This is a genomic window from Planomicrobium stackebrandtii, assembly GCF_030814955.1.
Taxonomy (GTDB): domain Bacteria; phylum Bacillota; class Bacilli; order Bacillales_A; family Planococcaceae; genus Planococcus; species Planococcus stackebrandtii.
In genome coordinates this window covers 319,088-334,817 of sequence record NZ_JAUSWB010000003.1, presented here as the reverse complement: position 1 = coordinate 334,817, position 15,730 = coordinate 319,088, and the positions used below count along the sequence as shown (strand labels likewise).

Below are 15,730 nucleotides of genomic sequence, written 5' to 3'. Positions count from 1 at the left end.
CCAATATGATTAACAAAAATGCGTTATACTAGTAGCGTAAAGTCTGAGTTTCACTGCGTCAACTGAAAAACTCCAGTTTGCGTTCACCCCCTTATTAATTCCATGTAAAAGAACAAACTATCGATTCCATAAGCAAGAAAGGATGTTTCTACATGAAACCATATAACAATATCATCGAATTGATTGGCGATACGCCAGTCGTTAAACTGAATCGCATCGTTCCAGAAGGTGCGGCGGATGTTTACGTTAAGCTGGAAATGTTCAATCCAACAAAAAGCGTCAAAGACCGCGCCGCATTTAACATGATCGAAACAGCTGAAAAAGAAGGCTTGATCCAAAAAGGCGCGACCATCATCGAACCTACCAGCGGCAATACCGGCATTGGCCTCGCGATGGTCGCTGCCGCCAAAGGATATCGTTCTGTTCTCGTGTTGCCGGACAATGCCACAAAAGAACGCATCAACCTGTTAAAAGCGTTTGGTTCTGAAGTCGTGCTGACGCCAAGTGACGACAAAATGCCTGGCGCAATCAGCAAAGCGTTGGAGCTTCAAAAAGAAATTCCGAACAGCTTTATTCCGCAGCAGTTCGAAAACAAAGCGAATCCGGATATCCATCGCACCACGACTGCACTGGAAATTCTCGAGCAGATGAATGGCAAACTGGATGCGTTTGTCGCATCGGCTGGAACTGGCGGTACCATCACAGGAACTGGCGAAACTTTGAAAGAACACCTTCCAGAACTTTATGTTGCTGTTGTGGAACCGAAAGGCTCTCCTGTCCTGTCAGGTGGAAAGCCCGGCAAGCATAAGCTGGTGGGCACGAGCCCCGGCTTTATCCCTGCCATCTTGAACACAGAAGTGTACGATGAAATTATGGCAATCAATGACGAAGACGCGATTGATATCTTCAAAAGAGTGGCGCGTGAAGAAGGAATCTTTGTCGGCCCATCTGCCGGCGCCACCATCTATGCCGCAATCGAACTTGCCAAGCGCTTAGGTGCCGGCAAAAAAGTGCTGTGTATCGCACCGGACACCGGTGAACGTTACTTGAGCATGAACCTGTTCGACGAATAAAAGATTTTTTTCAGATACTGTAGTTTAGGCGGCTGTCTCATAACTACAAAATATAAAACCGGCAAAGAAAAGCAATCCTTTTCTTTGCCGGTTTTTAAATGAGCTGACGGGAATGGAAGCGGCGACTCCTGCGGGGTAGCGCAGTGCCGAAATCCACTCGGGCGTTTAGCCCGAGTTAGTTCGGCGCAAGCCCGCGGAAAGCGTCCGCTGGAATGGACGTCAGCCCTTTTTTATATTTAACTTAGTAGAAATTTTATATACATTCGGTCTTGTCTGAATTGAACTCATCACGATCAAATAACAAGAAAATTACTTTATTCCATAAAAAAACAGTTTTTTCTGCATTCTCATCTTGACAATCCCTATCATTCTACTATACTTTAATAATATTATCCGATAGGAAAGGTAGGTTTTATTACCGGTGGCCATTCATGTTTATTGAAGCAAAGCAAATCAACAAAGTCTATTTCGATAAAAATAACAAACCGAATACCGTTTTGAAGGATATCGACCTATCGATCCAAAAAGGTGAATTCGTTTCCATTTTAGGCCCATCCGGTTGTGGAAAATCCACTTTATTGTCGATGATCGCCGGGCTTGTCAGCTCGACTTCAGGTGAAATCATTGTGGACGGAAAAAAAGTCGTGAAGCCTGGAAAAGATCGGGGCATGGTGTTCCAACAGGCCGCCCTGTTTCCTTGGATGAATGTGACAGAAAACGTCATGTTCCCATTGCGCAAAGAAATGTCCAAAAAAGAGGGATTAGAGCGTGCCCAGCATTTCCTCAAAATGGTGCAGCTGAGCAACTACCCTTCCCATTATCCCCATGAATTATCCGGAGGCATGCAGCAGCGCGTCTCGATTGCCCGGTCGCTGGCAATGGACCCTGCCGTTCTGTTGATGGACGAGCCTTTTGGCGCTTTAGATGAACAAACGAGAAGCCGCCTTCATGGCCAGCTCGAAGAAATATGGATCGATACGAAAAAGACCATTGTCTTCGTCACCCACAGCATTTCCGAGTCGATCAAACTGTCTGACCGCATCATCGTTATGGGCACTCGTCCTGGAACCATCCTGACCGATATCACAGTTGATATCCCGCGGCCGCGTGAACAGCACCGACAGCAAATCGCTGCATTGGAAGAACAGATCATGGGTCTTTTGAAAACAGAAATCGATAAAGTCATAGATGAGGAGCAAGCATATGAAGCCGGCAGTTAAACGCATTATATTCTTCGCCGCGCTCATTGTTTTTTGGGAACTCGGTTCCCGCTTTGAACTGTGGCACGAAACCATACTCCCTTCCCCTGTCAGCGTCTACGATTCGCTGGTGGCGGGATTCGCTGATATGACACTTGTCTACGACCTTGCTGCCAGTTTCCGCAGGCTGCTGATTGGTTTAGTTGCTGCTGTCATTATCGGAACCGGTGTCGGCATCCTGCTGGCACGCTCGAAAACGGCAGATGAAACACTCGGAACTTTGGTGCTCGCACTGCAAAGTGTTCCAAGCATCGTCTGGCTGCCATTAGCCATGATGTGGTTTGGTCTTGGTGAAGGCTCTATCATTTTTGTTGTTATATTGGGCGGAACTTTCGTCATGATTCTAAATGTCCGCACCGGCATCAAAAATGTCGATCCTTTGTTCATCAAAGCTGCACGGACAATGGGATCGAATGGTCTGGATCTGTTCATCAAAGTCATCATTCCCGCATCTGTTCCATATTTCGTGACAGGTGCACGCCTAGCATGGGCATTTGCCTGGCGGGCGCTGATGGCCGGAGAACTTTTAAGTTCCGGCCCCGGCCTCGGCTACACGCTGCGCTATGCATCCGATTTCGGCAATATGTCGCTGGTCATCGGCGTGATGATCATCATCGGCGTCGTCGGTGCCATTGTCGACCTGATGATTTTCCAGCGAATCGAAAACAATGTCCTCAAGCGTTGGGGACTCGAAACATAAAAGCCATCTACAGCAAGAAACTACCCATACCAATTATATTTACAGGAGGAATTTATCTTATGAAACGTATTTTCACACTTATGGCACCAGTCGCTTTGGTTGGCATTTTGGCAGCCTGCGGTTCACCTGGCGCAAGCGAAGACTCATCTTCTGTCACAATCGGCTATTTCCCGAACCTGGATCACGTTCCTGCCATGGTCGCTAAAGATCAGGCTTTGTATGAAAAAAATCTGGAAGAAGGCACAGCTGTTGAATACGTCACATTTGCAGATGGTGCGGATTTTATGACTGCTCTGAAAACTGGTGATATCGATGCCGGCTTGGTCGGACCTGGTCCGGCAATGAACAACTACACAAACGGTGCAGATGTCACCATGGTTGCAGGCGGCGCTTCCGGCGGGACGGTTGTCATGGCCCGCAACGGCAGCGGCATTGAGTCTGTTAAAGATTTTGCCGGCAAGACATTCATCACGCCACGCGTTGGCTGCACACACGATGTTCAATTTGAAACTTTCATGAAGGAACATAACATCACTTCAAACCGCATCGGCGGCGAAATGCTTCACCAAACAGGAAATCCTGCTCAATATGAAGCTTTGTTTGCTACAGAAAAAGTCGATGTAGCAGTAGCTCCAGAACCTTGGGCTTCAGTGTTGAAACAAAATACCGGTGCGAAAGTCATCATTGAGCCGGATGAAATTTCATTTGGTTCGACAATGCCTGCATCTGTTTTGGTGACTTCGAACAAATTGATTGAAGAAAACCCTGAAGTGGTGCAAGGCATTGTTGATGCACATAAAGAAGCTACTAAATTTATCGCTGAAAACCCGGATGAGTCAAAAGAAATTACGATCAATACAATCGATGAAATTACTGGCCAAAAGCTTGAAGCTTCCATCATTGATGGAGCATGGGACAATATGATCTTCGATACCGCTCTTGCACCTGAAGAAATCCAGGCATTTGGCGATTCCTCTTTCGATTTGAAATTCCTGAAAGAACAACCGGATTTCGCTTTATTGACGAATACAGAATTTCTGGACTAAACGATATAAACCCGACAGAAGCGCATTCTGTCGGGTTTTTCTATGTAAGTTAGACCTCGGTATTTATTCCTTCATAAAACACACAATCCCCCCATCAGGCTGAACAGCACCTGATGGGGGGATTGTGGCTTTCATGTGAATCAGTCAGCTATCGAGTCCAGTTGCGGAATGGAGTCTGTTCTTAAACAACTCGAACTTCATTGCCTTGTTCAAGATGCACGGGTTTCGTATGATGCAATATGGTCAACCCGTCACCTTCCACTAATAGATAGGATACAGATTCTTTTGCCTTATGCACCCGGATCAGCCTGCCTTGATACTGCATATGGAACGTATAGGAGTTCCATTCTTTTGGAAGAGACGGTGCCAATGACAGGCCTGCTTCTTTTACTCTAAGCCCGGCAAATCCATAAACGATGCCCAGCCAGGTTCCGCCCATATTGGCCATATGGAGGCCGTCTTTAGTGTTTTTATGGGTATTTTCCAAATCCAGTCGGGCTGTTTCAATGAAATAATCATAGGCTTTTTCTTCATAGCCCAATTTCGATGCCATGATGCTGTGGACACAGGAAGACAAGGACGAATCATGGGTAGTGATTTGCTCATAATAATTATAGGAGTTTTCTATGGTTTCAAAATCCTGCAGATCTTCCAATAGGAAATGGGCAAGCACTGTATCGGCTTGTTTGCAGACCTGGTATCTGTACAGCGTTAACGGATGATAGTTCAGCAGCAGCGGGAACTTCTCTTCTGGTGTATTCTCCAGGTCCCAGCGGGCTTTTTGCAGAAAACTGTCATCCTGCGCGCTGATCTTTTCGGATTCGTCATATGGCAGGTACATGTTTTCTCCAGCATCCTGCCAGTCCGTAACTTCGTTTTCCGTCAGCTGCAGCCTGCCCTGCAATTGCTGCAGACCCTCGCTGTCATGTTCCTTGAACCATTGATAAACTTTCGCTGCCCACAACAGATTATGTTTGGCCATTGCATTTGTGTAGTAATTATTGTTGACGATGCAGGTGTATTCATCCGGCCCTGTAACATCATCGATACGGAATTTCCCGTCCCTCATGTGCCCAGTATCGGCCCATAGGCGAGCAGTCTCAAAAAGCACTTCTGCGCCGTACTTTTTGAGGAACTCATCATCATTTGTCACCAGGTGGTATTGGATATAGCTGTAAGCGATATCCGCGCTTATATGGTACTGCGCAGTGCCGGCCGGGAAAAATGCAGAGCTTTCCGCACCGGTAATTGTCCGCCACGGAAACAGTGCCCCTTTTTCATGGCCCATGGTTTTGGCTCTTTCTCTGGCACTGTCCAAAATAGAGTAGCGATGCAGCAATAGATTTTTAGCGATTTCAGGGTTGGTCATAAGGAAAACCGGAAAAATATAAATTTCCGTATCCCAGAAATAATGCCCTTCGTACCCTTCCCCCGACAATCCTTTTGCAGCAATGTTGCTGGCCGGATCCTTGCCTACAGACTGCAGCAATTGAAAGAGATTAAATCGGATGCCTTCTTGAATTTTTGCATCTCCGTCAATTTCCACATCTGATGTTTTCCAGAACGCATCCAGATATTCCTTTTGTTCTTGAAGCAGCTCTTGAAACGAGATGGTGCGAAGTTGTTGTTGGATGGCAACGGCTTTTTCTACTACCGGTTCGCCGTGCCTTAAGCTGTCTGTATAGACATTGTACTTGGTGAACTGAAGTGGCTCGTTGCTTGAATAGACGTAGCTTTCTCCAATTCCATATTCAGTTTGCTCATATTTATGTTCATGGGTTTCTGCTGTTATGCTCGTCGATGCAACACAGGCAACTTCAAGCTTGGTCGCATAGGTTGTGTTTTTGACAATGCTGAATCCATCTTGTTGGCGGACTTCTGATATGTCAAGGCGCTTAGCGTGGCCGGAAGCTAACCGCGGATCCTCTTTATCCACAAAGTTCGACACATCTCCATTTATTTGGGAAAAGATTTTGATTTGCTGTACGCCGTGAAGCGGTGTTATTTTTACATCGATCGCAAATAACTCTTTTCTAGCAAATGAAATCAGTCTTCTGAAATGAATGTTTACTTCTTTGCCTTTCGGCGATCTCCAATGGACAATGCGTTCCGCATATCCTTTGTCCATATGCAAATTCCGTTCGCAGCTGAGAACCTCTCCCTCAAACATTGAAAACTGTTCACCGTCAAGATAGATCTCGATGCCTTGTCCATCAATCAAGTTGAGGATCTTTTGTTGTTTATCCGGAAAACCAAAAAGTTTTTCTCCATATGTAATTTCGATATCATCGTGAAATGCATTTATATAGGTCCCTCGTATTGAACTAAAACCGGGTTTATAGCCTTCTTCAAAATTCCCTCTGACTCCCAGATAACCGTTACCCAATGATAACAGGCTTTCATTGATCAACAGATTTTCATGATCCAGTTCTGATTTCGTCAACTTCCAAGTCATCGTGTTTCACTCCTTGCTCAAATTACTTTTCGGGCAGATTAATTGGTTTTAGCGTTTGCCATAATGAGCAATAATGTCTTCAAAAATCAGCTGGGCTGTATCTTCTACCAAGTAATCAGCGGCAGCTAAATGATGGACATCGCCCACAGCCACTGAAAACATGCCTGCACTGTTGATGGACTCAACGCCTGCAGCTGCATCCTCGATGCCGACACACTCATCCGGAGCAACCCCAAGGGCAGCAGCGGCCGTCGTAAAGGTTTCCGGATCCGGTTTTCCTTTTTTAACTTTAGACGCATCAACGATGTAATCAAAATAGCCCGTAAGCTGGAGTTTGTCTAAAATGGCCGGTGCATTGTTGCTGGCAGAACCGAGTGCGATTTTTATATGTTGCTGTTTATTTTTTTGAAGCAGAAGTTCAATGCCGGGTAAAATGTGAGATGGATTGATCGATTCGATTAATTCCAAATAGTATTCATTTTTTCGTGTAGCCAAGGTCATTTTTTCTGAATCGGACAATACCCTTCCAGAAGTACCCAATTTCAAAATACGATCCAAAGAGTCCATGCGGTTGATCCCTTTAAGCTGTTCATTAAACTTTCTGTCGATCGGGATGCCGATTTCATCGGCAAGTTTTTGCCAGGCTAAAAAATGGAATTCTGCTGTATCGGTAATGATGCCGTCCAAGTCATATATAAAAGCTTTCGGGTAGTTTTCCATATGTTTTGTTTCCTCCTTGTTCCCTGCGATAAATTGGGATGCATCCTTTACGTGAGGATCGTCTTGACGCTTTCTCTTTCCACTAACTGATGCTCTACGTAGATGTGATGCTTCTCCGCTTTGCTTTCCTTTAAATCCTGCAGCAGCACGGCTGATAATCTGCCGATTTCCATAAAATCCTGGCGAATCGTAGTAAGCGACGGCTGGCTGTAACGGCTCAATACCAAATCATCAAAGCCGGTAACGGATATGTCTTCTGGAATTCTTAAACCCTTTTCCTGTATCGCCTTAATGACTCCAAATGCCATCAAATCACTGAAACAGAGAAATGCGGTCGGCTGGCTTTCCTGCAAATAGGCTTTTGCCAGGCGATACGCTTTTTGCTCGGAAAAATCTGCGTGCAGAATCCTGCCGTCTTCCAGTACGATCTTGTGCTCCTGAAAAGCTTGCCGGGCGCCTTTTAACCGTTCGGAATTCACATACGTTTCCTCTGTGCCGGCCATCACAACGATGTCACGGTGATTCCGCTCCAATAAGTAACCTGCAATTTTCTTTCCAGCTTTTACGTTATCGATTGATACGCTGCCGATCAGTCCATTATCCGTTTCTGTCATAATATCCAGTACGACACATGGGATATTGGTATTGATCAATTCTTTATAATATTGATCATCCGTACGGATTCCCTGTAAAATCGCTCCGCCAATATTCCGCTCCCGGCAGTATTGAACATAGCTTTTTTGTTTTTGGCTCTGGGAGTCTATCAGAAAAATGGACAGTTCATACTGGCTTTCGGACACAGCTGTGTAGACGCCTTTGAATACATCAAAGGCATTATTGTCCTTTTCATTATTATTAAGCACACCTGACGTGATCAATCCGAAAGTCATTTGTTTTTTTGAAGACAAATTCTTTGCCACGATATTGGGTGTATAATTCAACTCGTTTGCCACCGCAAAAATTCGTTGGCGCGTTTCTTCTTTGACGTCTGCGTAATTATTAAATGCTTTTGATACAACACTGATGGATACTCCGGCTTGTTTGGCCACTTCTTTTATTGTCGTCATGACTAAGTCCACATCCTGCGAAATTTTGTATAAATAGAAACGATTTCCAACCTTCCGCAAATCACTTTGGATCAAGCTCCTTGTGGTTGGCAGCTTGCACTTTTTCTTCGACTTTCAAAGTGAAGCGATAAAACATGAGGAAAGACAAGTAAGCACTCAGTACTCCTGTGAAAAACGGCAGTAAAAACTGCAGTTGGGTGATGCTGACGTAAAATAACGCCAAGTTGCTTGCGAATATGAAAAGGCTCATAACCGGCTTTCCGACAGTTATAAAAAAAGCGTTTTTCAGCAGCGCCGTATTTTTCATCTGATAATGGGCGCTCAGTGAAAATAAGTTAATCGTATAGATGAACAAGACACAGCCAAATGCTAAAAATGCCATTCCCCACATTTCGTTCAAGCCCTTGAAAAACTGAAAATCGATAAGCCAGATCAACCAAATGCCTGTTAATGCCAAGCCGAGGCCCATACTCTTTTTATAGGATTTTTTCAAATGCAGTAAATAGGATTTTGTAATAGACGGCTGGTCGTTGTTCAAAATCCATTCTCGGACTGTCGCGAACATTGCAATTGTAGTCGGGACAAACAGGAACGGAATAAAAATCACCAGCGGCAATAAATACGTCACGATGCCTACATCCGGATTACTGAAGAAAAAACTGGCGACAAGGAACACTGTGGGCAAATTGAAGATGAACCATAGGATATTAACTGTAAAGAACCGCATGATCCATTCAGCCAGCGCATATAAGATTCCTGTCAAACCACTAAATTCACGCATACTTTTCCCTCCAGTAAGGATAGGCTCACTTGACTGCGCCTTCCCCTATTCCTTTAATAATGTGTTTTTGTGCCAATGCATAGAAGATTACCACCGGAATAATGGTCAAGGTCAAGCCGGCCATTGCCAAGTTCCATTGAATGGTAAATTCACCAAAAAAGTAGAACGTCGACAACGGAATCGTCCGCAGGTCCGTATCAATCAGCGTCAGCGACGGCAAGAGAAAGTCATTCCAAATACTGATAACATTTAAAATCATTACAGTAGCGGTGATCGGCTTCAGCATCGGGAAAATAATGCGCCAAAAAACACCGAATTTCGAAGCGCCGTCAATCGTTGCCGCTTCTTCCAATGTAATCGGAATCGACTTGATAAAACCGTGGTAAAGAAAAACAGAAAGACTGGAATGAAAGCCGATATTCATGAATATCAACCCTTCAAGCGTGTTGTACATCGGGATATTCAATGTATTCGTCAAGGTGCTCATAAATTGCATCAATGGCATCATTAGGGTCTGGAAAGGAATCAGCATGGTCGCGATGAAGACCATAAAGATCACCATACTCAGCTTATCGTCGGTTCTCACCAGCATCCATGCGGTCATGGAAGACAAGATAACGATCAGCACTACAGAGACAATCGTGATGTACAAAGAATTGCCAAAAGCACTCAAAAAATTCATTTTATCCATTGCTTCCACGTAATACTGAAAACTGAAGCTGTCGGGCAAAGTCAGCGGGTTATCATACAATTCCTGCCGATCCTTGAAAGAGTTGACGATGATTATGTAGATGGGGGACAAGAAAAAAAGCGCAAGCACAATCAACAATGCCGCTTTTAGGAAATCCAGTGTTCTACTCATCACATTTCAACCTCCCGCTTCTTCGTAATGTAAACCTGTGTCAAGGTAATAGCCGCCACGATCAAGAAGAACACGATGGCTTTTGCTTGGCCAAGGCCGTAATTTCCGCTGCCGAAAATTTCATTGTAAATGTTCATTGCAAACAATTCCGTGGCATTTGCGGGTCCGCCGCCAGTCAACGACAAGTTGACATCGTAAATTTTAAAGGCCGAGGAAAGGGTCAAAAACAAGCTGATCGTCAGCGCCGGCATCAACAATGGCAGCGTGATTCTCATGAACCTTTGCCATGGGCTTGCTCCATCTATTTTGGAAGCTTCTATGACATCGTTCGGAATTCCTTGAAGACCTGCGATATAAATGATCATGATGTAACCAGCCATTTGCCATGTGAAAACAAAAACCAATCCAAACAAGGCAAACTCCGGATCGACGAGCCAGTTAAAGAATATTTGATCCAATCCAGTTACTTCACCAAGCAACGTGAATACATCTAAAAAGACGAACTGCCAAATATAGCCCAAAATCAAGCCGCCAATCAAATAAGGCATAAACAGCATCGTGCGCGCCGCATTGGCAGATTTGATTTTAGAAGTGACCAAAAGAGCGAAGGCCAGTCCGATTGCGTTAATGGTGATGACCGATAGCACCGTAAAGAGGATGGTCAGCCAGGCTGACTCACGAAAACGTTCATCTCCTGCCAATTCCACAAAGTTATCGAATCCGACAAACTCTTTGGCGTTTGCTGCGATGCCGTCCCATTCAAAGAATGAGTAATAAATTCCGATTAAAAATGGGATTATAACTACCGTAGTGAAAATGATCAGCAGGGGCACAGTAAAGAGGATATACCATTTCTTTTTGTTTTTGTTTTTCATGTCATCCCTTCTTCCTGGTGGTTTATGCTAGAAGAATTTTTGGACACACCAGAGAAAGGTGTGTCCACATTCAAATCCATTCTATTGATTATTGAGCACCTTGCCACGCTTCATCGAAGCCTTGCAGGAATTCTTCAGCAGTCATATCTTCTGAGAAAAATGCTTGTGCAAATGGCGTAAGGTCATTAGGAACAATATTGGCTGGATAAACGCTTTGCGCCCATGGAATTGTTTCGCCGTCATTCGTAGCATCAAGAACAGCTTGAGATAACGGATCCAGTTCGCCGGCATCGATATTCGTTAAAGCAGGAACAAACCCAAACTCTTCAACAATATAACGGTGTCCAGTTTCGCTTGTTGACATCCAGTTCAAGAAATCATTTGCTGCTTGAACTTCTGCTTCATCTTTTTGGCTATTGATGGCCCAGTTGTTGCCAACTCCGACAGCTAATTTGTCATTGCCCATCAATGGGAATGGCAGCATGCCGATTTCAAAATCATATTCAAACTCTGAAAGGATGCCTGAAGCCCAGTTTCCTTGATGGATCATGGCAGTTTGTCCTGCTGCAAAGTCACCGATCTGCTGATCGTACGTCATGCTTAGTGGCGTCGGTGTGTTTTCTTTGATAGCTACCATGAAATCAGCGAATTCCTGAAATTCCGGTGTTTCTGCCGCTGTCACTTCACCCGCATTCATTTGTTCAACAAAACCGTACGGATCTTCCTGGACAGAGAACGGATAGTTGCTGATGTGTCCGATGAGGAAATAAGCATCTTGCGCCAAGCTAAATCCATTGATGCCTTCTGCATTGAATTCTTCCAGCGTGCTGACGAAAGACTCATAATCAGCTACATCTTCTGGACTAACAAGGTCCTTATTGTAAATCATCCCAAATCCTTCAACGCCATATGGTACACCGACGATTTTCTCTCCAAGTGCCAACTCCATATCCGGAGCAATATGTTCAATGTATTCTTCAGAGCTTAAATCATAAACGTACGATTCTAATCTTTCGGCTTCTGTCACGTTTTGAAGACTGAAAATAGAAGGTCCCTGTTCACTGTTCAAACGAATTTGCAGCTGCTGGAAATAATCGTCGCCCGTGGTGCCTAAAACTTCGACTTCAACGCCTGTTTCTTCCGTGTACTCTTCAGCCAAAGCCGCCAACTGATCGGAAATCTCTACCTTGCTTTGGAAGATCGTGATTTTTTGTTCACTGGATTCTCCGCCGCCCTCACTGCTATCATCTCCTCCGCTGCATGCTGCGAGTGCCAGCATTAATGGAGCTAAAACTAAACCACCAACCAACTTCTTTTGAAACGTCATGTAAACTCCCCCTTGTCATTTTTACTGCTATAGTAAATAAAATGAATAAATCATCTTATAACTACCAATTTTTTAGCATGCCGGCAACAAGCCTTTAATGGGATGCGCTGCTGGCTGCTGCAATCGGAATATCAATGCTTTCTTCACACGTGTAAAGGTTCCCGCCATTCTCGAATGCCAAGGTCTTCCCACCACTTACTGTCACGGAAAGATTGGATGGGGTAATGGAAAATGTGACTGTTTGGCCTTGCCACTGAATTGCAAACTTCAAATGGGTCCAATGATCCGGCAAAGCCGGATTGACTTTCAGTGTCCTATCGGCCAAGCGAATCCCCGCAAAACCAAAAACTGCCGTTTTCCAAATCCCGCCGATCGACGCTGCATGAATGCCCATGTCCGAGGTGTTCATTTTCGGCCCTAAATCGATTTCAGTAGACTTTTTAAATAAGGAATAAGCGAGATCTCTGTCTCCGATATCGCTTGCCACAATGGCATGCGTCGTCAAGCTTAGTGAAGAATCGTGCAAAGTCTTTGGTTCGTAATAGCGGAAGTTTGCTCTTTTCACATTGCCGGCGATGCGCGGATCGTCATGCAGGAAAGTCTGTTCCAGTAAATACAGGAGGATTAACGTATCCGCCTGTTTGGATACTTGAATGGCGTTGATTTGTTCTGAGTTGTAATCATCGTATATCGTTCTGACACGGTCCTGATTTTTGTATTTTGAAAGATCAATTTCTTTTAAATGCAGGTAAGTATCATCCTGCGCGATTACCAGATCCTCCTTACGGGGGGCCGGCAAGTAAATCGCCTCTACTTTTAGGTTCCAGTCTGCAAAGGCTCTTTCCAACTGTAGGAGCCCCTTCAGTTTTTCCAAAAGTTCAGGATTTTCCTTTTCCAGCTTTTCATAATAGCGGATTGCCAACTTCATATTGAAGTAGGCCATGTAGTTGGTGAACGCATTATTGTCTATATGCTCTTTGTATTCATCTGGTCCAATTACTCCGTTGATATGGTATTCCTTTTTCTCGTCGTTCCATTCAAGACGGCTTGCCCAGAACCTCGCTGTATCAAAGACGATTTCATAACCATAATCCTTTAGAAATTCAGGGTCATTAGTTACATTATCGTATTGGTAAACCGCAAATGCGATGTCTGCCGAAATGTGCTGTTCGATAAAGCCTGGCCAAATTTTCGTCTGGGTTCCTGTGACGATATCAATATCGCCCCATTCAGGAGTTACTTCGCCGTCGGAAGGCCACGCCATTTCCCAAGGATACATCGCGCCTTCATAACCATTTTCCATTGCTTTTTTCCGTGCCCCAACCAGTCCGCGGTAACGGTAAATTAGGAGGGACCTGGCAATTTCGGGATTTGAATAAATGAAAAATGGCAAAATGAATAATTCCGTATCCCAAAATGAATGCCCTTTATAGCCCTCGCCACTGAGGCCTTTAGCAGCGATTCCCATTCTGTCGTCGTGTGCAGGTGTCATACAGGTCAAATGATAAAGCGAAAACCTCATTGCCAGCTGATCAAAACCATCCTCACTGCCAATTTCGAAGTTGTAGACATTCCAGACTTTTTCGTCCCACTCTTTTTGATGTGCATTGAAAAGAAGGTCATACCCCTCTTTCACGCTCTTTTTCAGCGCTTGCAATGATTGCTCGCGCAGCTCTGCTAAGCTATATGAGCCATTATCGACTTCCTTGTCTCTGCTCGTGTACAAAGTCGTCAGCTTTTCAACTTCCAGCTTATCGTTTGGCTGCAGCTTGAATTCATAACTCTGCCACACTTTTCGCCGATTCATTTTCATCTTCGGCTCATATTCAATAGGCTGTCCATTCACTGTTATTTTATGCGCCGTATTAATCACAACATCGATTTCCGACTCATTGGTCGTCTGTACCAGCTGGATAAACTGCCTGTCAAAAATTCGGCGGTCTCCTTCCAGGAAATGCTGGCTGCCCGAGTTATCCCTCTGCGCATCTATCCCTGACTCGAACGAAAACTCAACCGGAGCCGTCAGGCATTCGACTTCCATTTTCATGCCGATTAAGTGCAGGTCATGAAGGGATACAAATCGTTTGAAAACAAATCGCAGTTCTTTACCGAGCGGCGACACCCAGTCAAAGCTTCTCGTCAGTTCAGCTGTCTTCAAGTTCAGCTGCCGCATGTAGCTGTTAATTTTTCCAAGTTCCAAACTAAAACGTTCGCCATCAACCCGGATATCCATCCTGGTTATATCCGCCAAGTTTGGGAGTTCGGTTGCCTCATTTTCAAAAGCCTTATTGAATGTCCCGCTGACAAACATATTTCTAGTTTCATTGATGTACGGTTCTTCTGTTATTGACCGCAGTCCCATATAACCATTGCCGAGAGACATGATTGCTTCGCATTTCCCCAGTGAGTCGGGAGAAAATTCCATCTCGGAAACGATCCAGTTCTCAAGCTTATTTTTTCCTTGTGTATAGTCCATCATATGTAGAGAATCTCCTCCTTAAATGCCGTTTCGAAATTTACGAAAACGTTTTTGTTCGAGGTAAAAAATATATACGTTCTATCACAATGGATAATTTCCCCATTCCTCAAAACGTGTAATTTAACATTTAAGCGCTTACATTTGTTAGTATACGTGCGTTTTTTTAAATAGTCAATAAATTAGTCGGCTCTGCCTGCCCCTGAATGTCGTTTGACACTCTTGCAAAAGGCGCTGAACAGGCTTCCTGCTGAGCATTCATGTTAAACTATTTTACGTGAACTTTTATTAAAGAAGGAGCTGTCCATATGCAGAACTTAACAGGAAAAAATGCGTTGATTACAGGAGCTGGGAGAGGAATTGGCCGAGCAACAGCCATCGCTTTTGCAGCAGAAGGCATCAATGTGGGGCTTGTCGGCCGTACAGCTGAAAACCTTGAGAACGTTGTTGCAGAGTTGGCGCAATACGGAGTGAAAGCAGTATACGCCGCAGCTGATGTAGCAGATCCCGAAGCGGTCAATGCAGCAGTGGAACATATAGCTGCAGAACTGGGATCAATTGATATTCTGATTAACAATGCCGGCATCGGCAAGTTCGGCAAGTTCCTTGAACTGTCGCCTGAAGAATTCAAAGAAATTATTGATACGAATCTGATGGGTGTGTATTATGTGACTCGCGCTGTATTGCCGCAAATGATCGATCGCCAATCAGGCGATATCATCAATATCTCTTCAACAGCCGGACAAAAAGGTGCACCTGTAACAAGTGCTTACAGCGCCTCGAAGTTTGGAGTTATGGGATTGACGGAATCATTGATGCTGGAAGTCAGAAAGCACAATATCCGCGTGAGTGCCTTAACTCCGAGTACAGTTGCCACGGACCTGGCAGTTGAAGCAAACCTGACCGACGGCAATCCCGACAAAGTTATGCAGCCGGAGGACCTTGCTGAAATGATGGTTGCCCAGCTCAAGCTGCATCCGCGTGTATTATTGAAATCAGCTGGACTTTGGTCGACAAACCCATAAAACAGTTAGATATACAAAAAGCTCCATTCACAAATGTGAATGGAGCTTTTTTCAATCACAACTG

At 44.6% G+C, this 15,730-nt stretch carries 13 protein-coding genes; 5 read left to right on the top strand and 8 right to left on the bottom strand.

The genetic code is table 11. The annotated features are described in order from the left end of the window. Positions 1 to 152: 152 nt before the first annotated feature. From cysK to QOZ98_RS07645, 4 genes are all read left to right on the top strand, one after another. Positions 153 to 1,073 (top strand): cysteine synthase A, encoded by a 921-nt coding sequence (gene cysK / locus QOZ98_RS07660; RefSeq protein ID WP_308786886.1) that lies wholly within the window; start codon positions 153 to 155, stop codon positions 1,071 to 1,073. 431 nt (positions 1,074 to 1,504) lie between these two features. Continuing rightward, positions 1,505 to 2,293, top strand: a complete 789-nt coding sequence (locus QOZ98_RS07655) for an ABC transporter ATP-binding protein (RefSeq protein WP_308786885.1) — start codon at positions 1,505 to 1,507, stop codon at positions 2,291 to 2,293. Then, on the top strand, positions 2,277 to 3,032 hold the full coding sequence (locus tag QOZ98_RS07650; RefSeq protein ID WP_142828354.1) for an ABC transporter permease: 756 nt from the start codon (positions 2,277 to 2,279) through the stop codon (positions 3,030 to 3,032). Before QOZ98_RS07655 ends, QOZ98_RS07650 begins: the two co-directional genes overlap by 17 nt. A gap of 59 nt (positions 3,033 to 3,091) precedes the next feature. Then, a complete protein-coding gene (locus QOZ98_RS07645; protein WP_308786884.1) occupies positions 3,092 to 4,078 on the top strand; it encodes an ABC transporter substrate-binding protein in 987 nt (328 codons plus the stop codon). Positions 4,079 to 4,259: 181 nt separating this feature from the next. Here QOZ98_RS07645 and QOZ98_RS07640 read toward each other — a convergent pair whose 3' ends face one another. The 8 genes from QOZ98_RS07640 to QOZ98_RS07605 all read right to left on the bottom strand — a co-directional run bounded on the left by QOZ98_RS07640 (position 4,260) and on the right by QOZ98_RS07605 (position 14,644). Then, positions 4,260 to 6,533: a glycoside hydrolase family 65 protein gene (locus QOZ98_RS07640; protein ID WP_308786883.1), complete on the bottom strand. Its 2,274-nt coding sequence runs from the start codon at positions 6,531 to 6,533 to the stop codon at positions 4,260 to 4,262. Between the two features lie 48 nt (positions 6,534 to 6,581). Then, on the bottom strand, positions 6,582 to 7,253 hold the full coding sequence (gene pgmB / locus QOZ98_RS07635; protein WP_308786882.1) for a beta-phosphoglucomutase: 672 nt from the start codon (positions 7,251 to 7,253) through the stop codon (positions 6,582 to 6,584). Positions 7,254 to 7,300: 47 nt separating this feature from the next. Further along, on the bottom strand, positions 7,301 to 8,320 hold the full coding sequence (locus QOZ98_RS07630) for a LacI family DNA-binding transcriptional regulator (protein WP_308786881.1): 1,020 nt from the start codon (positions 8,318 to 8,320) through the stop codon (positions 7,301 to 7,303). 61 nt (positions 8,321 to 8,381) lie between these two features. Then, positions 8,382 to 9,101: a YesL family protein gene (locus tag QOZ98_RS07625; RefSeq protein ID WP_308786880.1), complete on the bottom strand. Its 720-nt coding sequence runs from the start codon at positions 9,099 to 9,101 to the stop codon at positions 8,382 to 8,384. Between the two features lie 25 nt (positions 9,102 to 9,126). Then, entirely contained in the window at positions 9,127 to 9,963 is an 837-nt protein-coding gene (locus tag QOZ98_RS07620) for a carbohydrate ABC transporter permease (protein WP_142828343.1), read from the bottom strand. After that, positions 9,963 to 10,838 (bottom strand): carbohydrate ABC transporter permease, encoded by an 876-nt coding sequence (locus QOZ98_RS07615; RefSeq protein ID WP_142828341.1) that lies wholly within the window; start codon positions 10,836 to 10,838, stop codon positions 9,963 to 9,965. Before QOZ98_RS07615 ends, QOZ98_RS07620 begins: the two co-directional genes overlap by 1 nt. An 88-nt stretch (positions 10,839 to 10,926) precedes the next feature. Continuing rightward, the gene (locus tag QOZ98_RS07610; RefSeq protein ID WP_142828339.1) at positions 10,927 to 12,165 is read right to left on the bottom strand and encodes a sugar ABC transporter substrate-binding protein; all 1,239 of its coding nucleotides are present in this window, start codon (positions 12,163 to 12,165) and stop codon (positions 10,927 to 10,929) included. A 94-nt stretch (positions 12,166 to 12,259) separates the two neighbouring features. Next, on the bottom strand, positions 12,260 to 14,644 hold the full coding sequence (locus QOZ98_RS07605; protein WP_308786879.1) for a glycoside hydrolase family 65 protein: 2,385 nt from the start codon (positions 14,642 to 14,644) through the stop codon (positions 12,260 to 12,262). 305 nt (positions 14,645 to 14,949) lie between these two features. Here QOZ98_RS07605 and QOZ98_RS07600 point away from each other — a divergent pair, with 305 nt between their 5' ends. Further along, a complete protein-coding gene (locus QOZ98_RS07600) occupies positions 14,950 to 15,666 on the top strand; it encodes a 3-ketoacyl-ACP reductase (RefSeq protein WP_308786878.1) in 717 nt (238 codons plus the stop codon). Positions 15,667 to 15,730 lie beyond the last annotated feature (64 nt).